At 67.8% G+C, this 23,944-nt stretch carries 22 protein-coding genes; 8 read left to right on the top strand and 14 right to left on the bottom strand.

Annotation, left to right across the window (positions count from 1 at the left end):
• Positions 1–3 precede the first annotated feature (3 nt).
• The 3 genes from DEO45_RS00740 to DEO45_RS00730 are packed head-to-tail and all read left to right on the top strand — an operon-like array spanning position 4 to position 4,369.
• On the top strand, positions 4–1,647 hold the full coding sequence (locus DEO45_RS00740) for a GMC family oxidoreductase (RefSeq protein ID WP_114340412.1): 1,644 nt from the start codon (positions 4–6) through the stop codon (positions 1,645–1,647).
• A complete protein-coding gene (locus tag DEO45_RS00735) occupies positions 1,644–3,044 on the top strand; it encodes a c-type cytochrome (protein WP_114340411.1) in 1,401 nt (466 codons plus the stop codon). Before DEO45_RS00740 ends, DEO45_RS00735 begins: the two co-directional genes overlap by 4 nt.
• Before the next feature lie 5 nt (positions 3,045–3,049).
• Entirely contained in the window at positions 3,050–4,369 is a 1,320-nt protein-coding gene (locus tag DEO45_RS00730) for a carbohydrate porin (RefSeq protein ID WP_114340460.1), read from the top strand.
• Positions 4,370–4,439: 70 nt separating this feature from the next.
• Here DEO45_RS00730 and DEO45_RS00725 read toward each other — a convergent pair whose 3' ends face one another.
• From DEO45_RS00725 to DEO45_RS00705, 5 genes are all read right to left on the bottom strand, one after another.
• On the bottom strand, positions 4,440–5,285 hold the full coding sequence (locus DEO45_RS00725) for a BRO-N domain-containing protein (protein ID WP_114340459.1): 846 nt from the start codon (positions 5,283–5,285) through the stop codon (positions 4,440–4,442).
• A 192-nt stretch (positions 5,286–5,477) separates the two neighbouring features.
• Positions 5,478–6,887: a type I glutamate--ammonia ligase gene (gene glnA, locus DEO45_RS00720; RefSeq protein WP_114340410.1), complete on the bottom strand. Its 1,410-nt coding sequence runs from the start codon at positions 6,885–6,887 to the stop codon at positions 5,478–5,480.
• 190 nt (positions 6,888–7,077) lie between these two features.
• Positions 7,078–8,400 carry an ammonium transporter gene (locus DEO45_RS00715; protein WP_114340409.1) on the bottom strand — a complete coding sequence of 441 codons (1,323 nt, stop codon included), beginning with the start codon at positions 8,398–8,400 and terminating at the stop codon, positions 7,078–7,080.
• A gap of 22 nt (positions 8,401–8,422) precedes the next feature.
• Positions 8,423–8,761, bottom strand: coding sequence for a P-II family nitrogen regulator (locus tag DEO45_RS00710; RefSeq protein WP_114340408.1), 339 nt, complete (start codon positions 8,759–8,761; stop codon positions 8,423–8,425).
• 24 nt (positions 8,762–8,785) lie between these two features.
• The gene (locus DEO45_RS00705; protein ID WP_114340407.1) at positions 8,786–9,547 is read right to left on the bottom strand and encodes a TorF family putative porin; all 762 of its coding nucleotides are present in this window, start codon (positions 9,545–9,547) and stop codon (positions 8,786–8,788) included.
• Positions 9,548–9,908: 361 nt separating this feature from the next.
• Between DEO45_RS00705 and DEO45_RS00700 the strand changes: the two genes are divergently transcribed.
• Positions 9,909–10,706 (top strand): undecaprenyl-diphosphate phosphatase, encoded by a 798-nt coding sequence (locus DEO45_RS00700; RefSeq protein WP_114340406.1) that lies wholly within the window; start codon positions 9,909–9,911, stop codon positions 10,704–10,706.
• Positions 10,707–10,868: 162 nt separating this feature from the next.
• Here the strand turns inward: DEO45_RS00700 and DEO45_RS00695 are convergent, their stop codons facing one another.
• Positions 10,869–11,840 (bottom strand): LysR family transcriptional regulator, encoded by a 972-nt coding sequence (locus DEO45_RS00695; protein ID WP_114340405.1) that lies wholly within the window; start codon positions 11,838–11,840, stop codon positions 10,869–10,871.
• Between the two features lie 144 nt (positions 11,841–11,984).
• Here DEO45_RS00695 and DEO45_RS00690 point away from each other — a divergent pair, with 144 nt between their 5' ends.
• The 4 genes from DEO45_RS00690 (at position 11,985) to DEO45_RS00675 (ending at position 18,931) form a co-directional block, all read left to right on the top strand.
• Positions 11,985–13,235, top strand: coding sequence for an efflux RND transporter periplasmic adaptor subunit (locus DEO45_RS00690; protein ID WP_147269659.1), 1,251 nt, complete (start codon positions 11,985–11,987; stop codon positions 13,233–13,235).
• A 157-nt stretch (positions 13,236–13,392) separates the two neighbouring features.
• Positions 13,393–16,584 carry an efflux RND transporter permease subunit gene (locus DEO45_RS00685; RefSeq protein ID WP_114340403.1) on the top strand — a complete coding sequence of 1,064 codons (3,192 nt, stop codon included), beginning with the start codon at positions 13,393–13,395 and terminating at the stop codon, positions 16,582–16,584.
• A gap of 161 nt (positions 16,585–16,745) precedes the next feature.
• A complete protein-coding gene (locus tag DEO45_RS00680; protein WP_114340402.1) occupies positions 16,746–18,188 on the top strand; it encodes an efflux transporter outer membrane subunit in 1,443 nt (480 codons plus the stop codon).
• The gene (locus DEO45_RS00675) at positions 18,185–18,931 is read left to right on the top strand and encodes an SDR family NAD(P)-dependent oxidoreductase (protein ID WP_114340401.1); all 747 of its coding nucleotides are present in this window, start codon (positions 18,185–18,187) and stop codon (positions 18,929–18,931) included. The genes DEO45_RS00680 and DEO45_RS00675 overlap by 4 nt, the downstream gene beginning before the upstream one ends.
• A gap of 30 nt (positions 18,932–18,961) precedes the next feature.
• Here DEO45_RS00675 and DEO45_RS00670 read toward each other — a convergent pair whose 3' ends face one another.
• From DEO45_RS00670 to DEO45_RS00635, 8 genes are all read right to left on the bottom strand, one after another.
• On the bottom strand, positions 18,962–20,140 hold the full coding sequence (locus DEO45_RS00670) for an AI-2E family transporter (protein WP_114340400.1): 1,179 nt from the start codon (positions 20,138–20,140) through the stop codon (positions 18,962–18,964).
• On the bottom strand, positions 20,137–20,466 hold the full coding sequence (locus DEO45_RS00665; protein WP_114340399.1) for a hypothetical protein: 330 nt from the start codon (positions 20,464–20,466) through the stop codon (positions 20,137–20,139). The genes DEO45_RS00670 and DEO45_RS00665 overlap by 4 nt, the downstream gene beginning before the upstream one ends.
• Positions 20,463–20,933 (bottom strand): ABC transporter ATP-binding protein, encoded by a 471-nt coding sequence (locus tag DEO45_RS00660; protein WP_114340398.1) that lies wholly within the window; start codon positions 20,931–20,933, stop codon positions 20,463–20,465. The genes DEO45_RS00665 and DEO45_RS00660 overlap by 4 nt, the downstream gene beginning before the upstream one ends.
• Before the next feature lie 17 nt (positions 20,934–20,950).
• Positions 20,951–21,313 carry a DUF883 family protein gene (locus tag DEO45_RS00655; RefSeq protein WP_114340397.1) on the bottom strand — a complete coding sequence of 121 codons (363 nt, stop codon included), beginning with the start codon at positions 21,311–21,313 and terminating at the stop codon, positions 20,951–20,953.
• 56 nt (positions 21,314–21,369) lie between these two features.
• On the bottom strand, positions 21,370–21,525 hold the full coding sequence (locus DEO45_RS00650) for a DUF1328 domain-containing protein (protein ID WP_114340396.1): 156 nt from the start codon (positions 21,523–21,525) through the stop codon (positions 21,370–21,372).
• A gap of 134 nt (positions 21,526–21,659) precedes the next feature.
• Entirely contained in the window at positions 21,660–22,283 is a 624-nt protein-coding gene (locus tag DEO45_RS00645) for a YbhB/YbcL family Raf kinase inhibitor-like protein (RefSeq protein WP_114340395.1), read from the bottom strand.
• A 119-nt stretch (positions 22,284–22,402) separates the two neighbouring features.
• Positions 22,403–22,696 carry a GIY-YIG nuclease family protein gene (locus DEO45_RS00640; RefSeq protein ID WP_114340394.1) on the bottom strand — a complete coding sequence of 98 codons (294 nt, stop codon included), beginning with the start codon at positions 22,694–22,696 and terminating at the stop codon, positions 22,403–22,405.
• Positions 22,697–22,830: 134 nt separating this feature from the next.
• Complete coding sequence (locus DEO45_RS00635) at positions 22,831–23,919, bottom strand: PQQ-dependent sugar dehydrogenase (RefSeq protein ID WP_114340393.1); 1,089 nt, start codon at positions 23,917–23,919, stop codon at positions 22,831–22,833.
• Between the last annotated feature and the right edge of the window lie 25 nt (positions 23,920–23,944).

Here is a 23,944-nt window from a genome sequence, read left to right as displayed (position 1 = left end):
CGGATGCCCGCACAGCTGTCGGCTGACATCGTGGTGATCGGCTCGGGCATCGTCGGCGCGCTGGCCGCGCGCCGGCTGGCGCAGCAGGGCGCCTCGGTGCTGATCCTGGAAGCGGGGCCGCGGCTGGAAAGCGCCCGCATCGTCGCCGCGTTCCGCAACTCGCCGCTGAAAGGCAACTGGATGGCACCGTACCCGCCGTCGCCGTGGGCGCCGCATCCGATCTACGTGCCGAAGGACAACGGCTACCTGAAACAGGCCGGGCCGTATCCGTATCCTGCGGAGTACATCCGCGCCGTGGGCGGCACCACTTGGCACTGGGCCGCGCAGGCGTGGCGGCTGGTGCCGAACGACGTGCGCATCAAGAGCCTGTACGGCGTGGGCGTGGACTGGCCGCTGACCTACGAGGAACTCGACCCGTGGTACCAGGAGGCGGAGGAAATCCTCGGCGTGGCCGGCGCGGACAACACCGGCTCGCCGCGACAGCATCCGTTTCCGATGGAGCCGGTGGCCGAGCCGTGGTCGATGCGCCGCTTCCGCGAACGGCTGGCTCCGGCGTACCCGGTGGTCGCCAACACGGTGGCGCGCAACAGCCGCGGCTATGACGGACGACCGGCCTGCGTGGGCAACAACAGCTGCCAGCCGATCTGCCCGGTCAACGCGCAGTACCTGGGCATCAACGCGGTGGAAGCGGCCGAGGCGGCGGGAGCGAAGCTGGTACCCAACGCGGTGGTCTACCGCATCGAGCACGATGCGAAGGGCCGCATCGCGGCGCTGCACTACTACGCGCCGGACAAGAGCGAGCACCGCGTCACCGGCAAGACCTTCATCCTCGCCGCGAACGGCATCGAGAGCCCGAAACTGTTGTTGCTGTCGGCCAGCAGCAAGTACCCGAACGGACTGGCCAACAGCTCCGGCATGGTCGGCCGCCACCTGATGGACCATCCCAGCACCTCGCTCACCTTCTACGCCGACGAGGAACTGTGGCTGGGCCGCGGCCCGCAGAGCCCCAGCTCGATCAACACGCTGCGCGACGGCGCGTTCCGCAGCCAGCACGCGCCGTACCGGCTGGACTTCACCAACATCTCGCAGGTGTATGGCGTCACCAACGACCTGATCAAGGAAGGCGTCTACGGCGCGGAGTTCGAGAAGCAACTGCGCTGGCGCGCCGCGCGACAGGTCAACGTGAAGAACGTGCTGGAGGTGCTGCCCAACCCCGACAACCGCATCGCTCTCAGCGCGGAGAAGGACGCCATGGGCATCCCGAAACCGGAGGCGCACTACGCGATCGACGACTACACGCGCCGCGCCGCGGAAGTGTCCAAGGCCGACTTCGCCCGCATCGCCGAGCTGATGGGCGGCACCGGCCTGCGCTACAGCGCGGAAGGCCAGTTCGCCAACAACCAGCACATCACCGGCACGATGAGCATGGGCAACGATCCGGCCAGCTCGGTGGTCGACGCGTTCGGCCGCACGCACGACCATGAGAACCTGTTCGTCTGCAGCACCGGCGTGATGCCCACCGCGGCCACGATGAACTCCACGCTCACCGCAGTGGCGCTGGCGCTGCGCACCGCCGAGCACATCCTGCCGGCTAAACAGGCGCGCGCAGCCACGGCGCACGCCGGCCGCGAGGCGGACCTGGCATGAACGCACCGATCCGCTGCATCCCGCTGCTCGCCCTGATCGGCCTTCTCGTCGCCACGCCTGCCAGCGCTGCCGACAACACCGATGCCGCCCTGCTGCAGCGCGGCCAGTACCTGGCCACCGCGGGCGACTGCGTGGCCTGCCATACCGCGCCCGGCGGCAAGCCCTACGCCGGCGGGCTGACGGTGCCCACGCCGATCGGCAACATCATCGCCACCAACATCACGCCGTCGACCACGGCCGGCATCGGCCACTACACCGAGCAACAGTTCCGCGACACCTTGCGCAGGGGCATCCGCGCGGACGGCCGGCGGCTGTATCCAGCGATGCCGTATACGTCGTACGCGCAGCTCACCGACGACGACGTGCATGCGCTGTACGCGTACTTCATGCACGGGGTGGCGCCGGTGGACAGCAAGCCGGCGCCGACCCGGTTGCCGTTCCCGTTCAACATCCGCCTGTCGATGGCGGCGTGGAACCTGCTGTTTCTCGACAGCAAGCCGTTCACGCCCGACCCGGCCAAAGGCGCGGCATGGAACCGCGGCGCCTATCTGGTACGCGGGCTGGCCCACTGCAGCACCTGCCACACGCCGCGCAACCTGCTGATGGCCGAACAATCATCGCGCGAACTGGCCGGCGGCATGGTCGGCAGCTGGAGCGCGCCGAACATCACCTCCGATGCGAACAGCGGCATCGGCGGCTGGAGCGAACAGGACCTGGTCGACTACCTGCGGCTCGGCCATGCCCGCGGCAGGGCACAAGCCGCCGGGCCGATGGCCGAGGCAGTCGAGCACAGCCTGCAGCACCTCGAACCGGCCGACCTGCAGGCGATCGCCACCTACCTGAAAACGGTCCCCGCGCAACACGACCCGGCCGACACCCGGCCCGTCGACAACTGGGGCGTGGCGTTCGACGGGATCGCCGACCAGCGCGGCACCGCCCTGCCCGACGACGGCGAGCAGTGGAGCGGCGCGCAGCTCTACGACGCGCATTGCGCCAGCTGCCACCAGGCCAGCGGCGAGGGCAGCTTCGACGGCGGCCTGCCGCCGCTGTTCCACAACACCGCCACCGGCCGCGCCGACACCGCCAACCTGGTGCTGGTGATCCTCGACGGCATCCGCTGGCAGACCGGCGATTCCGGCGTGCGCATGCCGGGCTTCGCGCACGCGCTGTCCGACCATCAGGTCGCCAACCTGGCCAATTACCTGACGTTGCACTACGGCAACCCCGCCGCACGGATCACGGCGACACAGGTCGCCAACCTGCGCGCCGGCGGCGCGCCATCGCACCTGGTCGCCCTGGCGCGGCTGGCGATGGTCGTGGTGGTGGTGCTGATCCTCGCCATCATCGTTCTGTGGCGCCGGCGCAAGCGGCGCCGGACTTCCTCCGGCCGGGCCTGATCCTCATGCGCCATCCATCCTGCACGATTTTCGGCCTGGCGCTCGGCGGCGCGTTGTGGCTGTGCACGTTGCCGGTCATGGCGCAGCAGGCCGGCGACGATAGCTGGCTCACTCGGCCCACGCTGACCGGCGACTGGGGCGGCACGCGCAGCAGCCTGCAGGACGATGGCATCACCCTGCGCGCGCACTGGACCACCGAGAGCGCGGGCAACCTCTCCGGCGGCCACGAGCAGACCGCGCGCTACACCCAGCAACTCGACGCCGGCGCGGATCTCGACCTCGACAAGCTGTGGGGCGTGCCGAACGCGAAGATCCAGTTCACCGTCACCGAACGCGATGGGCGCAGCCTGAGCAACGATGCGCTGGGCAACCAGTTCTCGGTGCAGGAGCTTTACGGCGCGGGGCAGAACTTCCGTCTGGCCGAGCTGAACTGGCAGCAGGATTTCCTCGAGCACCGGATCTTCGTGGAACTGGGCTGGTCGCCGGTGGGCGACGACTTCGCGCGGCTGCCGGCGTTCTGCAATTTCCAGAACGGCATCATCTGCGGCCATGCCAACGCAATGACCACCAACAGCGGCGCACACAACTTTCCCACCGCGCAATGGGGCGGCCACGTGAAGTGGCACGCCACGCCGAACTTCTACGCCACCATCGGCGCCTACCTGAACAACCCCAACGCCGGCAACAAGGACCAGGGCTTCAATCTCAGCCTCAAGCACCGCGGCGTGTTCGTGCCGGTCGAACTGGGCTGGAGCACCGGCCGCGGCGTCGGGCAGCTGCCCGGCGATCTCAAGTTCGGCGTGTACTACAACACTGCCGGCACGCCCGACGTCTATACCGACATCAACGGCCAACCCGCCGGCCTCACCGGCGCCCGCTTCCTGCAGCACAACGGCCGCTCCGGCGGCTACGTGATTGCCGACCGCATGGTCTACCGCGAAGGCCCCGACTCCAGCCGCGGCCTGACCCTCGGCATGATGGCCGGCGTCGGCGACAAAGCCACCGCCCGCTTCCGCGACTTCTGGGTCATCGGCGGCCACTACCAGGGTACCTTCGCCGGCCGCGACAACGACGTGATCTCGTTCATGCTCGCCAGCGGCCGCACCAATCCGCGCCTGACCCGCTACCAGCGCGACCGCGATCGCGTGGCACCCGGCAGTGTGGGTATTCAAAGCTACGAAAGCGTCGCCGAAATCGACTACGGCGCAAGAATCACGCCCTGGCTGACCTTGCGTCCGAACCTGCAATACGTGATCCACCCCGGCGGCACCGGCGACATCCCCGATGCCTTCGTCATCGGTTTGTACACGCAGGTGACGTTCTGAACTGCAGAGACGGGATGGGAAAGTCAAACCAGGTTCGCCTGACTTGCTCCGTTCCATTTTCCGTTTCGCGCTATTTGCCCGGCGTCTTCAGGCGCCGCTGGCGCGATGGCGGCAGATGGTTTTCGCCGGTCACCACCTTCTTGCCAGTCTGGCCTTCCAGCTCCAGCCGGGCACGTTTCGCGATCGCGCCGCCACTCTTCGCGGCCACCTTGTTCGCCGGCATGCCGGTGGCTTGCGTGGTCTCGGCGATCTGCCGGGTGGACAGTTCGGCCAGCGCGGTAAAGATCAGTTCGGCCTCGCTCATGTGGTCGCGCAGGTTCTGTGTCTTCAGCCCCTTGAGCTGCTTGTGCTCCTTCACGCCAAGGCCGGTCCACTCCTCGTGGATCAGGTTGGTGAGGATGGCGAACTCCTGACCGCGTTTTACGTCGTGGCTGTCCCAGTAATCGGTCAGCTTGGCGCGCGTTTCCTGCCCGGTCATGCGCTGGCTGATCCATTTCTCGCTGCGACCGTGCTTCTGCCATGTCGCGCGGGCGCGATCCAGCGCCAGGGCCGGGTCGGCCAGTTCCTGCATGCGCTCGTAGCCGACCTTGGCCAACCACAGCTTGATCGGCTCGGCCTTCGGGCTGGGCACGGATTGCACCAGGCGCAGCAAGGTTTCGGCGGTGGCTACGTCAGTCAGGTAATTCTTGCCATCCGCAGCCGTCAATTTCAGTCGGTGACAATTTGTCACCGACTCGTTGCCCTCCTTGCCCAGTCGCTCCTTCAGCTTGTTCCAGTACTTGCGGGCCGCCTGGTAATCCGGCTGCCGGGTCAGCACCTGCACGATGTCCACCACCGAGAACCACCAGGTTTCGCTGGCTTCGTCGTAGACGCGGCGGATCGCATGGTCTTCGAACTGGGTGGGTAGTTGTTGCATGGCCGACTCCTTGTGCGGGTTCACTGCGGGCGTTGTCCCGTCACTGTAACCGGCCGTCGTCACGGCGGTTGTGAGGTATCGGCGCGGGTAGAGGTCATCGGCGAACGCATGGATTCCTCGGTGGCCAAAACGACAACGGGCGCCGAGGCGCCCGTCGTTTTCCGCTGTGCTCACGCTTGCAGCCGGCTTTGATCAGAGCGAGTAGTACATCTGGAATTCCAGCGGGTGCGTGCTGGCACGGTACTTCGTCACTTCCTTCATCTTCACCTCGATGTAGGCGTCAATGAAGTCGTCGGTGAACACGCCGCCGGCCTTGAGGAAGTCGCGGTCCTTGTCCAGCGCTTCCAGCGCGGCGTCGAGGCTGGAGCAGACCTGCGGGATGTTCTTCTCTTCTTCCGGCGGCAGGTCGTACAGGTCCTTGTCGGCCGGCGCGCCCGGGTCGATCTTGTTGATGATGCCGTCCAGGCCGGCCATCATCAGCGCGGTGAACACCAGGTAGCCGGAGTTCATCGGATCGGGGAAGCGCACCTCGATGCGGCGGCCCTTCGGGCTGGCCACGTACGGGATGCGGCAGCTCGCCGAACGATTGCGCGCCGAGTAGGCCAGCATCACCGGCGCCTCGAAGCCCGGCACCAGCCGCTTGTAGCTGTTGGTGGTGGAGTTGGCGAACGCGTTGATCGCGCGGGCATGCTTGAAAATGCCGCCGATGTACCACAGCGCGGTCTGGCTGAGGCCGCCGTAGAGGTCGCCGGCGAACAGGTTCTCGCCGTTCTTCGACAGCGACTGGTGCACGTGCATGCCCGAGCCGTTGTCGCCGACCAGCGGCTTCGGCATGAAGGTGACGGTCTTGCCGTTCTGGTGCGCCACGTTCTTGATGACGTACTTCATCGTCAGCAGTTCGTCGGCCTTCTTGACCAGCGTGTTGAACCTCACGCCGATCTCGCACTGGCCGGCGTTGGCCACCTCGTGGTGGTGCACCTCGACCTTCTGGCCCAGCGACTCCAGCACCTTGCACATGTCCGCGCGCAGGTCGCCCAGCGAATCGACCGGGCTGACCGGGAAGTAGCCGCCCTTGACGCCGGGGCGGTGGCCGCTGTTGTTGCCGTCGTACTTGTAGCGCGACGACCACGCCGCTTCTTCCGAGCCGATCTCGTAGAACACGCGGCCGGGGTCGTTCTGCCAGCGCGCCGAGTCGAAGATGAAGAACTCCGGCTCCGGGCCGAAAAACGCGGTGTCGGCGATGCCGGTGGATTTCAGGAACGCCTCGCCGCGCTTGGCGATCGAGCGCGGGTCGCGGCCGTAGGCCTGCATGGTGCTCGGCTCGAGCACGTCGCAGTGCAGGATCAGCTGGGTGTGCGAGCTGAACGGGTCGAGGTGGGCGGTATCCGGATCGGGCAGCAGGATCATGTCCGACTCGTTGATGCCCTTCCAGCCGGTGATCGAGGAACCGTCGAACATCTTGCCGTCCTCGAACGTCGACTCGTCGATCGCGTGGGCCGGGAAGGTGACGTGGTGATGCGTACCGAGCATGTCGGCGAAGCGGAAGTCGACGAACTCGACCTCATGCTCCTGGATCAGGTCGAGCACTTTGTTGGCGGACATGGGGCAACCTCGAAGGTGGATGGTGACTGTTCTTTGGCAAGGTCCATGCCAGCGGGCAGAACCGTTGCCCGACAACGGCTTGGCGGATGCCACGGTGACGGCAAAGGCAGTTGCAAGCAGCATGATGGTGCAATGTGTCCAGCGCATTGCACCATCATGGGTCGGTCATCATGCCCGGCGACCGGCTGCCTCACCCATCGTAGGCGCTTTCGCCGTGCGAGGTAATGTCCAGTCCCTCGCGCTCCGCCTCGTACGACACGCGCAGGCCGAACACCGCCTTCACCGCCAGGTAGGCCAGCACCGAAACCACGCCGCTCCAGAAAACGGTGATGCCCACGCCCAGCATCTGCACGCCAAGCTGGTGGACGACCGAATAGTCCGCCGCGCCGGTGCCGCCCAGCGCCGGTGCGGTGAACACGCCGGTCAGCAGCGCGCCCACGATGCCGCCGACGCCGTGCACGCCGAACACGTCCAGCGCATCGTCCGCGCGCAGCAGCTTCTTCAGCCCGGTCACGCCCCACACGCAGCAGAAACTGGCCACTGCGCCGATCACGATCGCGCCCATCGGCCCCACCGTGCCGCAGGCCGGGGTGATCCCGACCAGGCCGGCCACCGCGCCGGAGGCGCCGCCCACCATCGACGCATGGCCGCGCATCGCCGCCTCCACCGCCAGCCACGCCAGCACCGCCGCCGCCGCCGCCAGCAGGGTGTTGATGAAGGCGAGCCCCGCACCCGCGTTCGCCTCCAGGTTGGAGCCGGCGTTGAAGCCGAACCAGCCCACCCACAGCAACGCCGCGCCGACCATGGTGAACGTCACGTTGTGCGGCTTCATCGGTTCGCGGCCGAAGCCCAGCCGCGGCCCGACGAACCAGGCGCCGACCAGGCCGGCCAGGCCGGCGTTGATGTGCACCACGGTACCGCCGGCGAAATCCAGCGCGCCCCGGGCGAACAGGAAGCCGCTCGGCCCCGCCCACACCATGTGCGCGATCGGCAGGTAGGCGAAAGTGAACCAGATCGCCGTGAACAGCAGCACCGCGCGGAAACGCATGCGCTCGGCGAACGCACCCACGATCAGCGCGCCGGTGATGCCGGCGAAGGTGGCCTGGAACGCCACGAACACGTACTCCGGCAGCGCCACGCCGGCGGTGAAGGTGGCCGCCAGCGTGTCTTTCGTCACGCCGTGCAGGAACAGCTTGGCGAAGTTGCCGATCACCGCGCCGCCGCCGCTGAAGGCGAGGCTGTAGCCGTATGCCACCCACAGCAGCAGCAGCAGCGAGAACACCGTCAGCACCTGCATCAGCACCGACAGCACGTTCTTCGAACGCACCAGGCCGCCGTAGAACAGCGCCAGTCCCGGCACCGTCATCAGCAGCACCAGCAGGGTGGAGGTGAGCATCCAGGCCACGTCGCCCTTGTCGACCACCGGCGCGGCCGCGGTGGCGTGCAGCATCGGCGCGGCCAGGGCCAGCGCCAGGCCCGCGCCGATGCCGCGATGGAACTTGAACTCTTTCATGGAAAACCTCGCGTGATTCGGGTCAGAGGGCGTCGGCGTCGAGTTCGCCGGTGCGGATGCGGATCACCTGGTCCACGCCGGTGACGAAGACCTTGCCGTCGCCGACGTTGCCGGTGCGCGCGGCGCGCTGGATTTCCTCCAGCGCCGCGTCGAGCAGCTCGTCGGGCACCACCACCTCGACCTTGAGCTTGGGCAGGAAATCGACCACGTACTCGGCGCCGCGGTACAGCTCGGTGTGGCCCTTCTGGCGGCCGAAGCCGCGCACTTCCGTCACCGTGATGCCCGACACGCCGGCGCGCGCGAGCGCGTCGCGGACCTCGTCGAGCTTGTATGGGCGGATGACGCTGGTGATCATTTTCATGGATGGCTCCCGGTGGAATCTCTTTCAGAACGACCTGGCCACGCTCAGCACCGCGGTGGCGCAGCCCAGGTAACGGCCATGCGCATTGGTGTAGGCGGCCCTGCCCGCATTGGTGTCGCAGTAGGCCAGCGCCACCGACCATGCGCTGCCGATGTTGCGGGTCACGCCCAGCTTCCAGTCGCTGTATGAGGCGCCCGGCACGTTCGCCACGTGCTGGTGGCCGGCGTGCGCGTTGAGCAGCCAGCCCGGCGCGAACTCCTGGTTCCACGACAGGTCCAGGTAGCCGCTGTGCTGGCTGCCGGCGTAGCCGAACAGGTCGGTGAAGGCGTACGAGTACTTCAGCGACACGCTTTTCCAGGCCAGCGCGGCATAGCCCTCGGTGGTGTCGGGCAGGGTGAAGCGCGCCGGGTAGCTGCCGGGGTACTGGTAGCGGTACACGCCGACGTCCCCGCTCCAGTCGCCGCCGAGGCTGCCGCGCCAGCCGCCGTAGAGATCCAGCTCCACGCTGCTGGAAACCGGCGCCGCTGAGGTCGACCCATCGGACAGCCAGCTGACGTTGCTGCCCCAACCCCCCACGTACCAGCCGCTGGCATGGTCGAATTCGACGCCGGCCTGCACGGCAGGCTTGCGATCGGTCTGCGACAGCCCGCGGAACAGGTAGTCGCTGACCACGCCGGCGCTGCCGGCCCACTTGCTGGCCGGCACTTCTTCGGCCCGTGCCGGCGCCGGGCCGGAGGCGGCACACCAAAGCACGACGGCCGTCGCGGATATCCAACTTCGTTTCATCGGCCATGCTCCTCGGTGATGGCGTCGCATTGATGGCCATCCAGACGTCCAGACGTCCATCAGCTACCGCGACGCGGTCATGCGATTGCATGACTCCCCTTCCCCTCAGCAAGCCACGTGCCACGGACGGAAACCGTGGCCGTGACTGCATCGGAGACACCGTGGCGAACCGGCCGTCTCCGCGTTAGCACCATCCGCACCCGTCGCAGCGACCGGTTTGCACTGTTCCAGTGCGTGCGCGGGCCGCTGACCACCCAACTCGCAGCCCTCCGACACGAGGGGGCAAAACCCGTAAGCTATGGCGCTTCAGGCCGGCGATCCGTTCGACGGCGTGTCTCCACCCTGCCAACGGACCCCTCCCGTGACCGACCTGCTCCGCGTCATCCTGCTCGGCATCATCGAAGGCATCACCGAATTCCTGCCGATCTCCTCCACCGGCCACCTGCTGATCGCCGAGAAGTTCGGGCTGGGCGCGCGCTCGGACCTGTTCAACATCGGCATCCAGGCAGGCGCGATCCTGGCGGTCACGCTGATCTACTGGAAGCGCATCTGGCAGCTGTCCACGCAGTGGCGCGACCCGGCCAACCGCGACTACCTGCTGAAGCTGGCGGTGGCGTTCCTGATCACCGCCGTGATCGGCTTCGCGGCGGTGAAACTGGGCTTCAAGCTGCCCGAGACGGTGACCCCGGTCGCCTGGGCGCTGGTGATCGGCGGCTTCTGGATGATCGCGGCCGAGCAGCTGGCCGCACGCCAGCCCGAGCGCAGCGCGGTGACGTGGAAGGTGGCGATCCTGGTCGGCATCGCGCAGATGGTCGCCGGCATCTTCCCCGGCACCTCGCGTTCGGCCGCGACGATCTTCGCGGCGATGCTGTTCGGCACCAGCAACCGCGCGGCGGCCACCGAGTTCGCGTTCCTGGTCGGCATCCCCACCATGTACGCAGCCACCGGCTACGAGCTGCTGAAGGTGGTGAAGGATGGTGGCGCCGCGCACGAGGACTGGACCGCGCTGGTGGTCGGCTTCGTGGTCTCGGCGATCGTCGCGTTCGTGGCGGTGAAGTGGCTGCTCGGCTACATCCGCAGCCACACCTTCACCCCGTTCGCGATCTACCGCATCGCGCTCGGCGTGGCGCTGCTGTTGCTGGTGCCGGCCGGCGCCTGAACCCGCCGCTGCCGTTGCCGGCAAGCCCGGCACGATGCAGGGCAGGCACTGCCCGCCGGCTCGTGTCCCGGGCATCACGACAAAGCGGCGGGCACTGCCCGCCCTACGAAACTGTGAAGCTGGATCGGCCCCGATGGAACGTCGGTACGAGGCGGTACGTATCTACGCCGCTTCGACGAGCGCCCGCTTGTACACCGGTTTCGGCAGGGCTTTCTGCGTGCCGAGCGCGCACTGGCCCGGCTGGTTGGTGCGGTCGAACAGCTCGCGCACCCATTCGATGAAGGCCTGCACGCGGGCCGACAGGTGCTTCTTCTGCGGGTAGACGATCCACACCGGCTTGCCGGTTGAGTTGGTATCGGTCATCACCAGTTCGAGCACGCCTTTCTCCAGCAGGCAGGCGGCCAGCATGTGCGGTACCTGGGTGATGCCCAGCCCCGCCGCCACCGCCTGCAATACCGATTCGCCGTCGTTGATCAGCATGTGCGCTTCGATGTCCACGCTCATCTGCCCGCCCGGCGTGTCGAACTGCCACTGGCGCGGGCGGCCGTTCGGGTAGACGTAGTTGATGCAGCGGTGATCCTTGAGGTCCTCGATGCTGCGCGGCGCGCCGTATTTGCGCAGGTAGTCGGGCGAGGCGCACACCACGTTGCTGAGATAGCCGATCTTGCGCGCGATCAGGCTGGAATCCTCCAGCTGGCCGACTCGGATCGCGCAGTCCAGGCCCTCGCCGTTGAGATCCGCCGGCGAGTCGCTCATCGACAGCTCCAGCCGGATGTCCGGGTAGCGCTGCTCGAATTCAGTCAGGCGCGGGATCACCGCGGCACGGCCTACCGACAACGAGATGCCCACGCGCAGCTTGCCGGTCGGCTTGCTGTTGGCGAAGTTCAGCGCCTCGGTCGCCTCGGCTAGATCGGCGAGGATCTCCTTGCAACGAGCGTGGAACGAGGCCCCATCGTCGGTCAAACGCAGCGATCGGGTGGAGCGGAACAGCGGTCGTGCGCCGAGCTGGGTTTCCAGTCGCGACACGGCCCGGCTGACGCCGGACGGGGTCATGCCCAGCTGGCTGGCGGCGGCGGCGAAACTCTTGGCTTCGACCACGCGGACGAAGGTCGAAATGGCGGAAAAGTCTTCCATTGTTTCAATTCCTCGTCGATTCGTGACTGCAGCTCACGAGTGTAGTGCGCAAGAAACGGATTTTCTATACCGAAAAGTACACCTATTCTCTCGACCCTTCGCCGGGTTCCCCCTCCCCGGCCAACAAGGTGTTGGGAGCGCATGATGAAAAAACAATGGATGCTGGTCCCCCTGGTCGCGGCCGGTGCACTGGGCAGCTGGCTGCTGCTGCACGGCAACGACAGCCACGCGCAGGGCCCCGCCGCCGGTGGCCCGCCGGAGGTGACGGTGGCGCAGGCGTTGACCCGGCGGGTCAGCGACAGCGCCGAGTTCACCGGCCGACTGGAAGCGGTCAACACGGTGCAGGTGCAGCCGCGCGTGGGCGGCTTCGTGGAGTCGGTGCAGTTCCAGGAAGGCGCGCTGGTGCGCAAGGGCGACGTGCTGTTCCAGCTCGATGCCCGCCCGTATCAGGCGGAGGTCGACCGGCTGGTCGCCAACCAGGCACAGGCCCGCGCCGAACTGAGCCTGGCCGAGACCAACCAGCGCCGCGCCGAGATGCTGCTGGCCCAGCACGCGATCGCGCAGCAGGAAGCTGATCGCCAGGCCACCACCGCGCAGAGCGCGCGGGCGCAACTGGGCGCGGCCACCGCCGCGCTCGCTGCGGCGCGGCTGAACCTGGACTTCACCCGGGTGCGCGCACCGATCGACGGCCGCGTCAGCAATGCGCGGGTCACCCCCGGCAACCTGGTCACCAGCAACGACGTGCTGACCAGCATGGTCTCGGTGAACCCGGTGTACGTCTACTTCGACGTGGACGAGCAGACCTGGCTCAAGCTCGACCACCTGCGCGCCAGCGCGAAGCAGGCCGGCCACGACGCTCGGATCGAGGCGGCGATGGGCCTGGCCGACGAATCGGGCTACCCGCATGAAGGCCGCCTCGACTTCGTCGACAACCAGCTGCACACCGGCTCCGGCACGATGCGCCTGCGCGCGGTGTTCGACAACGCCGACGGCCTGTACACGCCCGGCCTGTACGCCCGCGTGCAGCTGCAGAGCGGCCAGGCCCGGGCGCGCGTGCTGGTGGACGACCGTGCGATCGGCACCGACCTCGGCAACCGCTTTGTCTACGTGGTGGACCAGGAGCACAAGGTGCAGTACCGCAAGGTCGACACCGGCGCGTTGTTCCACGGCCTGCGCGTGATCGACAGCGGCCTCGCGCCGACCGACGTGGTGGTGGTGAACGGCCTGCAGCGCGTGCGCCCCGGCGTCCAGGTGAACCCGCAGAAGGTGGCGATGGGCTACCGCCTCGACGCGACCGACAAGGCGCTGGTCGAGCGCGGTGATCTGCCTGCTGCGGACAAGCGCACGGCGCAAGCCGGCAGCACGACGGCGGCAACGGCTCCGCCCCAGGGTTAGTCGTTCAGCTCGTCACCCCGGCGAAAGCCGGGGTCCAGCGACTCCAGCCATTGAACCGCAACGGCGCTGGATTCCGGCTTTCGCTGGAATGACGGCTCCCGGACAGGTTGGCAAAAAAGACCGAGGCCGCGAAACGGCTTCGTCGAGGATCCATTCCATGAAAAACATCGCCCAATTCTTCGTCGACCGGCCGATCATGGCCGCCGTGCTGTCGCTGCTGTTCGTGATCACCGGCTCGATCGCGGTGTTCCAGCTGCCGATCAGCGAATACCCCGAAGTGGTGCCGCCCACCGTGGTGGTGCGCGCCGCCTACCCGGGCGCCAACCCGAAAGTGATCGCCGAGACCGTCGCCACGCCGCTGGAGGAACAGATCAACGGCGTCCAGGGCATGCTGTACACCTCCTCGCAGGCCACCAGCGACGGTGCGATGACGCTCACCGTGACGTTCGCGCTGGGCACCAATCTCGACACCGCCCAGGTCGACGTGCAGAACCGCGTGGCGCAGGCGCTGCCGAAACTGCCCGAGGAAGTGCAGCGACTCGGCGTGACCACGCAGAAGAGCTCGCCCGACCTGACCATGGTGGTGCACCTCATCTCGCCCGACCAGCGCTACGACATGCTGTACCTGTCGAACTACGCGCGGCTGCACGTGAAGGACGTGCTGGGCCGGCTCGACGGCGTGGGCGACGTGCAGATCTTCGGCGCCGGCGAATACTCGATGCGCGTGTGGCTGGACCCGCAGAAGCTGGCGCAGCGCTCGCTCACCACCGGCGACGTGATCGCCGCGATCCGCGAACAGAACGTGCAGGTCGCCGCCGGCGCGCTGAACGCGCCGCCGGGTCCGAGCAACAACGCGTTCCAGCTCAACATCAACACCCGCGGCCGGCTGGTCAGCGAGGACGACTTCCGCAACATCATCGTGCGCACTGATGCGAGCGGCGGTGTCATCCACCTCGGCGACGTGGCCAAGGTCGACCTCGGCTCGAACAACTACGCGTTGCGCAGCCTGCTCGACAACAAGCCGGCGGTGGCGCTGCCGATCTTCGCGCGACCCGGTTCCAACGCGATCCAGATCTCCGACGAGGTGCGCGCCACCATGGCGCAGCTGAAGAAGGAGTTCCCGCAGGGCGTCGACTATTCCATCGTCTACGACCCGACCGTGTTCGTGCGCGGCTCGATCGAGGCGGTAGCGCACACGCTGCTGGAGGCGATCCTGCTGGTGGTGCTGGTGGTGATCCTGTTCCTGCAGACCTGGCGCGCCTCGATCATCCCGCTGGTGGCGGTGCCGGTGTCGCTGATCGGCACCTTCGCAGTGATGCACCTGGCCGGCTTCTCGCTCAATGCGCTGAGCCTGTTCGGCCTGGTGCTGGCGATCGGCATCGTGGTCGACGACGCGATCGTGGTGGTGGAGAACGTGGAGCGGCACATCGAGCTGGGCCAGTCGCCGAAGGAGGCCACGCGACAGGCGATGCGCGAGGTCACCGGCCCGATCGTGGCTACCGCGCTGGTGCTGTGCGCGGTGTTCATCCCCACCGCCTTCGTCAGCGGCCTCACCGGCCAGTTCTACCGCCAGTTCGCGCTGACCATCGCGATCTCCACGGTGATCTCCGCGTTCAACTCGCTGACCCTGAGCCCCGCGCTGGCCGCCGTGCTGCTGAAGGGCCACGACGCGCCGAAGGACCGCCTCACGCGCGGCATCGATCGCGCATTCGGCTGGCTGTTCCGCCCGTTCAACCGCGTTTTCCATCGCGGCTCGGAGCGCTATGTTGGCGGCGTGAAGCGCATCGTCGGCAAGGGCAAGCTGGCGCTGGTGGTGTATGCCGGTCTGATCGCACTGACCTGGTTCGGCTTCTCGCACGTGCCGACCGGCTTCGTGCCGGGTCAGGACAAGCAGTACCTGGTGGCGTTCGCGCAGCTGCCCGACGCAGCCTCGCTCGACCGTTCCGAGGACGTGATCCAGCGCATGGGCGCGATCGCGCTGAAGCAGCCGGGCGTGGAACATGCGGTGGCCTTCCCCGGCCTGTCGATCAATGGCTTCACCAACTCGACCAACTCCGGCATCGTGTTCGTCGCGCTGAAGCCGTTCGAGCAACGCCGTGACGCATCGTTGTCGGCCGGCGCGATCGCCGGCGCGCTGAACCAGAAGTTCGCCGCGATCCAGGACGCGTACATCGCGGTGTTCCCGCCGCCGCCGGTGATGGGGCTGGGCACGATCGGCGGCTTCCGCCTGCAGATCGAGGATCGCGCCGACCGCGGCTTCGACGAGCTGTACCAGCAGACGCAGAACCTGATCGCCGCCAGCCGCAAGGATCCAGCGCTGGCCGGGCTGTTCTCCAGCTTCCAGATCAGCGTGCCGCAGGTGGACGCCGAGGTGGACCGCGAGAAGGCCAAGACCGTCGGCGTGAACCTGGCCGACGTGTACCAGACCATGCAGGCCTACCTGGGCTCGCTCTACGTCAACGACTTCAACCGCTTCGGCCGCACCTACCAGGTGAACGTCTCGGCCGACCCGGCGTTCCGCCACACGCCGCAGGACATCCTGCAGCTGAAGACACGCAACGCGCAGGGCCAGATGGTGCCACTGGGTTCGTTCGTCACCGTGAAGCAGGGCGCCGGCCCGGATCGCGTGCAGCACTACAACGGCTACGCCACCGCTGAGATCAACGGCGGCCCGGCGCCGGGCTTCAGCTCGGGCCAGGCGCAGGCGGCGATGGAGAAGCTGGCGAAGGACAACCTGCCGAACGGCATCAGCTTCGAATGGACCGAGCTGACCTACCAGCAGATCCTCGCCGGCAACACCGCGATCCTGGTGTTCCCGTTGTGCGTGCTGCTGGTGTTCCTGGTGCTGTCCTCGCTGTACGAGAGCTTGTCGCTGCCGCTGGCGGTGATCCTGATCGTGCCGATGGTGCTGCTGTCCGCAATCGCCGGCGTGTGGCTCAGCGGCGGCGACAACAACATCTTCACCCAGATCGGCCTGATCGTGCTGGTCGGACTGGCCTGCAAGAACGCGATCCTGATCGTGGAGTTCGCCCGCGAACGCCAGCATGAAGGCATGAGCCGCCACGAGGCGGTGCTGGAAGCGGCGAAGCTGCGCTTGCGCCCGATCCTGATGACCTCGTTCGCCTTCATCATGGGCGTGGTGCCGCTGGTCGCCTCGCAGGGCGCCGGCGCCGAGATGCGCCATGCGATGGGCGTGGCGGTGTTCGCCGGCATGCTCGGCGTGACCATCTTCGGGCTGATCTACACGCCGCTGTTCTACGTCGTCATTCGCGCGCTGGTCGAGCGCCGCGAGGCGCGCGCGGCCGAACGCGCCGCCGCGCATGCGCTGCCGGCGCTGGAGAACCACTGATGAAAACTTTCATGACAATGGCCGGACCCACGGCGCCGCAGGATCTCGCCCGGCAAGGTAACCGTGGGGCGGGCATAGCCCGCCACAACGCCACAGCAGGCGACGCGGGCACCACGGCGGGCAGTGCCCGCCCTACACCCCGCCGCTCGGCTTTCGCAGGAATGACGGTGGTAGTTCGCAGCACGCTGCTGGCAGCCGCGCTTGCACTGGCCGGCTGCGCCAGCGTGGGCCCTGACTATCACGCCGCAAAGATTGCCGCGCCGCAATTGCAAGGACTGGACGCCGCGCAGGAAAACAACGCGCAGTTCCAGGCCGCCTGGTGGAAGCAGTTCAACGATCCCGTGCTGGATGCGTTGATCCAGCGTGCCGCCGCGAACAACCTCGACCTGCGCATCGCGGTGGCGCGTCTGCAGGAATCGCGTGCGCTGCTCAGCGGTGCGAAATCCGAGCAGCTGCCGAGGATCGACACCGGCGTGAACTACACGCGCAGCCGAGGCCAGCAGCCCGGCTTCGGCACGCAGCGCCGTACCACCACGACCTACCAGGCGGGCTTCGATGCCTCGTGGGAGCTGGACCTGTTCGGTGGCGTGCGTCGCTCGGTGGAGGCGGCCGGCGCCGACCTCGGCGCCAGCGAAGCGGCGTTGCACGATGCCCAGGTCAGTTTGCTGGCCGAAGTCGCGCGCAATTACTTCGAATTGCGCGGCAGCCAGCTGCGGCTGGACATCGCCCGCCGCGACATCGACAACCAGCAGCAAACCGTGCACCTCACCGAGGTGCGCCAGCAGCTCGGCTCCGGCGCGGAGCAGGACGTGGCCAGCGCGAAGGCGCGGCTCGCCGCGGTGCAGGCGCAGCTGCCGCTGCTGCAGACGCAGGCCAGCGCCAGCGAGTACCGCCTCGCCGTACTGCTGGGCGCGCGGCCGGGCGAGCTGGACATCGACGTGTCGCCGAAGAGCTTCACCCCGATCGCGGCGAGCCTGCCAATCGGCGACGCCGGCGACGTGCTGTCACGCCGTCCGGACGTGCGGACGGCCGAACGCGAATACGCCGCCGCCACCGCGCGCATCGGCGTGGCCAAGGCGGATTTCTTCCCGCACATCACGCTGGGCGGCTTCCTCGGCTTCCTGTCCGGGCGCAGCAACGATTTCGGCAGTCCTTCGACGCGTGCGTGGTCGCTGGCGCCGAGCATCAGCTGGGCCGGCCTCAACGTGCAGCGCGTACGCGCCAACCTGCACGCCAGCGAGGCGCGTGCCGATGCGGCGCAGGCGAATTACCAGCGCACGATGCTGGAAGCGATCGAGGACATCGACAACGCCGTCACCGGCTTCAACCAGCAGCGCATCCGCGTCGACCGCCTGATCGAGCAGGCCGCGCAGAGCAAACACGCCGCCGACCTCGCGCGCGTGCGCTACCAGGAAGGCGCCACCGGCTTCCTCGAATTGCTCGACACCGAACGCACCCAGCTTGCCGCCGAGGACGACCTGGCCCAGGCCGAGGCGGCGATCAACACCCGCGCCGTCGCGCTGTACAAGTCGCTCGGTGGCGGCTGGCAGGCCTGCGGCGACGAGCGCTGCAGCGCGGTGGCCGCAGCCAGCACGGCGCCATGAACCGCACGGCCCGGCGCCAGCCGGCGGCGACGCCGGTCATCACGCCTGTCTATCGCGTGGCGCTGGTCAGCGGCGCCAATCGCGGCCTCGGTTTCGAGGTGGCGCGTCAGCTCAGCGGGCACGGCATGACCGTGCTGCTGGGCGCGCGTGATCTGGACAAAGGCCTGCACGCGGCGCGCCAGCTGGCCGGCGGCCACGGCGAGGTAATCGCGGTGCAGCTGGACGTGACCCGCCAGGACCAGGTCGACACGCTGGTGCGCTGGATCGAGGTGACCTACGGCCGGCTCGACGTGCTGGTCAACAACGCCGGCGGCCATTACGACCACGACGCCCATGCCAGCCACGCCGACCTCGCACCGGCGCTGGACGCGATGCAGACCCACCTGTTCGGCACCTGGCGACTGAGCAGCGCGCTGCTGCCGCTGATGCGCCGGCACGGCTACGGCCGCATCGTCAACGTCTCCAGCGGCTGCGGCGCCAGCGGGTCGAGCGGCAGCCACTGCGTGGGCTACCGCACCTCCAAATCCGCGCTCAACGCGTACACCCGCACGCTGGCGGCCGAGCTGGAGGGCAGCGGCATCGCGGTCAATGCGGTGTGCCCGGGCTGGGTCGCCACCGAACTCGGCGGCCCCGGTGGCCGGCCGGTGAGCGTCGGCGCCGCCGGCATCGTGTGGGCCGCCAGCCTGGCCGCCCCGGCGCCAACCGGGCGCTTCTTCCGCGACGGCGAAGAGATCCCGTGGTGAACCGGCGATGAGGAGTCCATCGCGGCTTGTTCAACGCTGCACGATGTGCGCGAACCACTCCCAGCCGCGTACGCGTTCGCAGATCAGCTTGGTGCAGGTCAGCATCGGCACCGCCAGCAGCGCACCGGGGATGCCCCACAGCCAGCCCCACACCAGCAGCCACAGCAGGATCGCGATGGGCGACAGGCGCATGCTGGCGCCCTGGATGAACGGCGTGATCAGGTTGCCTTCCACCGCGGTGATGCCGGCGAAGGTCAGCACCGGCAGGAACACCTGCAAACTCGCGTCGCTGGCGTAGAGCATGCACACCACCGCCAGCAGCGCGGTGGTGACGATCGCGCCGACGTAGGGGATGAAGTTCGCGAACATCGCCACCGCGCCCCACAGCAGCGGGTCGGGCACCTTGTACAGCCACAACATGCCGGCGGTGACCGCGCCGAGGCTGGCGTTGATCAGCAACGCGGTGAGCAGGTAGCGCGACACCTCGCTCTGGATGCCGCGCACGATGCTCACCGCATGCCGCTTGTAGGCGAAGCCGGGAGTGATCTCGACCAGCCGGCGCAGCATCGAATCGCCGTAGATCAGGAAGAAGAACACCAGCAGCAGCACGCCGAGTACCGCGGCGAGCACCTTCGGCGCGGTGGTGGCCACGTCCCAGGCGCTCACCGATACCGGCGTGGCAGGCGCCGCGGACGTGTGCGTGGCGGTACCGCTGACCAGGCTCTGGGTGGCACGGTTCGCCGCTTCCAGCGGGCGGGTGAAGCTGCGCAGCTTCGGCACGAAGCTCTTGATCGCCGCCGGCGCGCCGTGGAACCAGCCGACTGCCGGCTGCGCCAGCAGCCCCACGCCGCTGCCGATGCCGGCAATCAGGCCGAGCATGAGCACGCTGGCGGTGAGCCAGCGCGGCAGGCGCAGGCGTGCGCCGAAGGCGACGATCGGATTCAGCGCCAGGCCGATGAAGGCGGCCAGCACCAGCGGGATCAGCAGCACCTTGGCCAGCGTGACGGTGTACAGCAGCGCCAGCAGCAGCAGCGCGCTCAGCACCATGCGCACCGCATGCAGGTGGCGGCGCGTGGCGCGCGCCACGTTCAGGCGGCGTGCAACCTGCACAGCCGGCTCATCCGGAATGACCGGCTCGACCGGCCGCGCCCTCGCGGCAACATCGTCGACGACATCCAGCGCCGGCAGGAGTGTTTCGGGGTCGCTCATGCGGATTCGCCGTCATCCGCATCCGCCTTGCCCGCCGCGGCGGAGCCCAGCCCCAGCACGCCCAGCTCGGTGATCAGGCGCGCGCCATGGGCAACCGCCTCGGCCAGCCCGCCGCCGAGCAGCGACGCCAGTCCCGGTATCCGCAGCGGGTGCACGTTGAGGCTGCCCAGCACGAAACCGGTGCCGGCGGCCGTACCCACCGTGGTCAACGGATATTCGCGACCGCGCGCCAGCAGGGCGGCCGCCGGCGTGCCCAGCTCATGCCGCGCGGCGCGCACGCGCAGGCGCGCGGCCTGCACCCTGGCCTTCTGCTTCAACAAGCTCATCGCCGATCCTCCCTGTCGCCCGGCGCGGCCGCAGCGTCCGCTTCGGCCTTGTGCAGGGTCTCGCGCATCATCGCACTCCACTCGCCGCGCGTGGCGGGCAGGCTCATCCAGTGCATGCAGCGACGGAACAGCCCGATCGCGGCGAGCAGGAACAGCACCTGCAGCACCGCCAGCACCAGCAGCGCCCAGATCCACGAGCCGAGCCATGCCGCCAGCAGCACGCCCGCCAGACCGAGCAAGGTCAGGCCCAGACCGACGCCGGCGACGGTGGCGGCCAGGCCTGCCAGCAGCATCCACGAAACCGCGCTGCGGGCCAGCCCCAGTTCCGCGGCCAGCAAATGCAGTTGCGCGCCGAACAGCCGCCTGACCGCGCGGCCGAGCTGACCGATCTCGGCCAGCAGGCCAGACGACGACGGCGCCGGATCCGGCGCCGTCGCTTCGGGGGACGATGCATCCTCGTCGTGCATGCCCGGCCCCGCGACGCTCAACGTCGCAGGATGCGGCCGAGCAGCCAGCCGGCGCCGAGCGCGATGGCGACCGATTGCACCGGCTTCTCGCGCACGTAGTCGCGCACCTGTTCCAGCCATGCGTCGGCACGGTCCATCGTCTCATCGTAGACCTCGCGACCGCGCTCGCTGACCTGCGCGGCCTTGTCGCTGGCTTTGTGGGCGGCACCGGCCGCCTTGTCGGTGGCGCGGTGCAGGCCTTCCTCGACGTGGTCGGCGGCGCGATCTACTTTTTCCTTGGTGCTGGCCACCGCCTCGGAAGTGGCCTGCTTGATCCGCTCGGCGCGCTCGTCGATGCGGTTGCCGGCGGCCTGTTCGGGGGATTGGACTTGCTTGTTCATTGCATGCTCCGGAGAAGGTTCATGGTGGCACAGACACGATGCGATGGCTGCACCGTTCAAGCGCCGCGGCGGAAGAACGCGATGACCGCCAGGATCAGGAAAATGATGAACAGGATTTTCGCGATTCCGGTCGCCGCGCCCGCAATGCCGCCGAAGCCGAGCACGGCGGCGATGATCGCGATGATCAGGAATACAAGGGCATAGTGAAGCATGGGGGCGTCCTCATCTGCAGAGAATGGCGGCGGGGAAACCGCACGAGGCCATTCACCCACAGCGCACGCCATGCGGGTGTGAAGGGAGCCGGCAGCGCCGTGCACGCGATGCCGACGTTTGCGACGGCGTACGTTCAGCCGGCGACGGCGGGATTCAGGCTGTAGGTGCCGACCAGTTCCGCCTCGGCCAGTACGTGACCGGCCATCGCCGTGCGCAATTCGGCCAGCGAAAAACCCTTGACCAGCGGCAGCGCGGCCACGTCGAGCGCATGGATCTTGAAGTGGTAGTGATGCAGCAGCGCGTCGTTCCACGGCGGGCACGGGCCGTCGTAGCCGAGATAGTCGCCACCCATCGCAGCGTCGCCGGCAAACCAGCTGGTGTAGTCGTTGACGCCCTGCACGCTGCCCGGTGGCCCGAACGGCGCGTGCTTGCCGCGCGCGGTGAGCCCGTCGCTGCAACTGCCTGCGGCCAGTTCGCCGCATTCGACGGGGATATTCGCCATCAGCCAGTGCACGAACTCCACCCGCGGCAGATCCGCCGGCACAGTACGGTCGGCCTGGTTCACGTCGTCGCCGCGGCTGGGTACGTCGGGGTCGATGCAGGTCAGCACGAACGAACGGGTGGCCGGCGGTGCGTCCTTCCACGCCAGCTGCGGGCTGCGGTTGTCCGACAGCGCGACCGGATCGCCGCGCTTGCCGAACGCGAACTCGGCGGGGATTGGCTGGTCGTTGGCGAAGTTGTCACTGCGCAGGTGCATGGGGTGTCTCCACTCGGGTTGCATGGAACGTGGAGTGCGATTCCGGCCTGCGCCGGAATGACGAGATAAAAAGCCCTGCCACCGTCATTCCGGCGCAGGCCGGAATCGCACTTCAACGCCTACAGAATAGTCGGATACAAGTCACGCCACTCGGCATTGCCTTCGTTGATCAACCGCGTCTTCCAGTCGCGCTTCCAAGCTTTGAGCGTTTTCTCGCGCAGGATCGCCGACTCCATGGTGGGATGAAGTTCGTACCACACCAGCGTATGCGCACCGTAGCGGTGGGTATAACCCTCCACCACGTTGTTCTTGTGTTGCCAGATGCGTTTGACCAGGTCGCTGGTGACACCAACGTAGAGGACACCGTTCTTCTTGCTCGCCAGCATGTAGACGCAGGGTTGTCGCCGGTCCATGGCTTTTTCTCCGGGCGGAAAATGCGATTCCTGCCTGCGCAGGAATGACGGTGGGGTGATGTTGGGCATGCCGCCTTTTAGCTGTCATTCCTGCGCAGGCAGGAATCGCACTTGGCATAGGCACGGCGCGAAACTCACGGCTTGTACGTCACCCGATACACCGACCCGGCGAGATCGTCGCTGACCAGCACGCTGCCGTCGGGCAGCGGCTGCACGTCGGCTGGACGGCCCCAGGCCTTCTCGTCCTGCTCGAAGCCGCTGACCAGCGGCTCGTAGGAGACCACCCGGCTGCCATTCAGCCGCACCGTCATCACCCGGTAGCCGGATTTCTTCGTGCGGTTCCACGAGCCGTGCTCGGCGACGATGATCGCGCCCTTGTAGCTGGTCGGAAACTGCTTGCCGGTATAGAAACGCATGCCCAGCGCGGCCACGTGCGCGCCGAGCTTCAGCACCGGCGGCACGTAATCCCTGCAGCTTTTGCCCTTGCCGAACTCGGGGTCGAGCGTGTCGCCCTGGTGGCAGTATGGGTAACCGAAATGCTCGCCCGGGCCGACGATCTCGTTCAGCTCGTCGCTGGGCATGTCGTCGCCCATCATGTCGCGGCCGTTGTCGGTGAACCACAGGCGGTGCGTGCCTGGCTGCCAGTCGAAGCCCACCGAGTTGCGGATGCCGCGCGCCACGTCCTGCCAGCCGCTGCCGTCGGCGTTCATGCGGATCAGCTTGCCGTGGTCCGGGCCCGGGTCGCAGATGTTGCACGGCGCACCGATCGGCACGTACAGCTTGCCGTCCGGGCCGAACGCGATGAACTTCCAGCCGTGGTGGGTCTCGGTGGGCAGCCGGTCGGTGACCACGACGGGCTTCGGCGGATCGTCCAGATGGTTCTCGATGTCGCGCAGCACCAGGATGCGGCTCACCGCGGAGACGTACAGGTCGCCGTCCTTGAACGCCACGCCGACCGGCAGCTGCAGGCCGCTGGCGATCACCCGCACCTTGTCCGCGACGCCATCGCCGTTCGTGTCGGTGAGTGCATAGACCTTGCCGGCATCGTTGGAACCGACGAACACCGTGCCCTTCGCGCCCAGCGCGATCTCGCGCGCGTCCGGCACCTGGTCGGAGTACAGCGCGATGTGGAAACCCTTCGGCACGCTCAGCCTGTCGAGCGGCGCAGCGGCCAACGCCGGCAGCGACGAAAATGCCAGCAACAACGACAGCAGCAGGCGCATGGCGACCTCCGGGAGCGGGGAGGAG

Source organism: Rhodanobacter denitrificans (assembly GCF_003335105.1).
Classification (GTDB): Bacteria; Pseudomonadota; Gammaproteobacteria; order Xanthomonadales; family Rhodanobacteraceae; genus Rhodanobacter; species Rhodanobacter denitrificans_A.
The sequence above is the reverse complement of the archived record's forward strand: the minus strand, read 5'-3'. Positions and strand labels throughout refer to the sequence as shown.

Bases quoted from the DNA above. Each gene is read 5' to 3' on its own strand.
- DEO45_RS00740 (WP_114340412.1), top strand. From the start codon at position 4: ATGCCCGCACAGCTGTCGGCTGACATCGTGGTGATCGGCTCGGGCATC.
- DEO45_RS00735 (WP_114340411.1), top strand. From the start codon at position 1,644: ATGAACGCACCGATCCGCTGCATCCCGCTGCTCGCCCTGATCGGCCTT.
- DEO45_RS00730 (WP_114340460.1), top strand. From the start codon at position 3,050: ATGCGCCATCCATCCTGCACGATTTTCGGCCTGGCGCTCGGCGGCGCG.
- DEO45_RS00725 (WP_114340459.1), bottom strand. From the start codon at position 5,285: ATGCAACAACTACCCACCCAGTTCGAAGACCATGCGATCCGCCGCGTC.
- glnA (WP_114340410.1), bottom strand. From the start codon at position 6,887: ATGTCCGCCAACAAAGTGCTCGACCTGATCCAGGAGCATGAGGTCGAG.
- DEO45_RS00715 (WP_114340409.1), bottom strand. From the start codon at position 8,400: ATGAAAGAGTTCAAGTTCCATCGCGGCATCGGCGCGGGCCTGGCGCTG.
- DEO45_RS00710 (WP_114340408.1), bottom strand. From the start codon at position 8,761: ATGAAAATGATCACCAGCGTCATCCGCCCATACAAGCTCGACGAGGTC.
- DEO45_RS00705 (WP_114340407.1), bottom strand. From the start codon at position 9,547: ATGAAACGAAGTTGGATATCCGCGACGGCCGTCGTGCTTTGGTGTGCC.
- DEO45_RS00695 (WP_114340405.1), bottom strand. From the start codon at position 11,840: ATGGAAGACTTTTCCGCCATTTCGACCTTCGTCCGCGTGGTCGAAGCC.
- DEO45_RS00690 (WP_147269659.1), top strand. From the start codon at position 11,985: ATGAAAAAACAATGGATGCTGGTCCCCCTGGTCGCGGCCGGTGCACTG.
- DEO45_RS00685 (WP_114340403.1), top strand. From the start codon at position 13,393: ATGAAAAACATCGCCCAATTCTTCGTCGACCGGCCGATCATGGCCGCC.
- DEO45_RS00680 (WP_114340402.1), top strand. From the start codon at position 16,746: ATGACGGTGGTAGTTCGCAGCACGCTGCTGGCAGCCGCGCTTGCACTG.
- DEO45_RS00675 (WP_114340401.1), top strand. From the start codon at position 18,185: ATGAACCGCACGGCCCGGCGCCAGCCGGCGGCGACGCCGGTCATCACG.
- DEO45_RS00670 (WP_114340400.1), bottom strand. From the start codon at position 20,140: ATGAGCGACCCCGAAACACTCCTGCCGGCGCTGGATGTCGTCGACGAT.
- DEO45_RS00665 (WP_114340399.1), bottom strand. From the start codon at position 20,466: ATGAGCTTGTTGAAGCAGAAGGCCAGGGTGCAGGCCGCGCGCCTGCGC.
- DEO45_RS00660 (WP_114340398.1), bottom strand. From the start codon at position 20,933: ATGCACGACGAGGATGCATCGTCCCCCGAAGCGACGGCGCCGGATCCG.
- DEO45_RS00655 (WP_114340397.1), bottom strand. From the start codon at position 21,313: ATGAACAAGCAAGTCCAATCCCCCGAACAGGCCGCCGGCAACCGCATC.
- DEO45_RS00650 (WP_114340396.1), bottom strand. From the start codon at position 21,525: ATGCTTCACTATGCCCTTGTATTCCTGATCATCGCGATCATCGCCGCC.
- DEO45_RS00645 (WP_114340395.1), bottom strand. From the start codon at position 22,283: ATGCACCTGCGCAGTGACAACTTCGCCAACGACCAGCCAATCCCCGCC.
- DEO45_RS00640 (WP_114340394.1), bottom strand. From the start codon at position 22,696: ATGGACCGGCGACAACCCTGCGTCTACATGCTGGCGAGCAAGAAGAAC.
- DEO45_RS00635 (WP_114340393.1), bottom strand. From the start codon at position 23,919: ATGCGCCTGCTGCTGTCGTTGTTGCTGGCATTTTCGTCGCTGCCGGCG.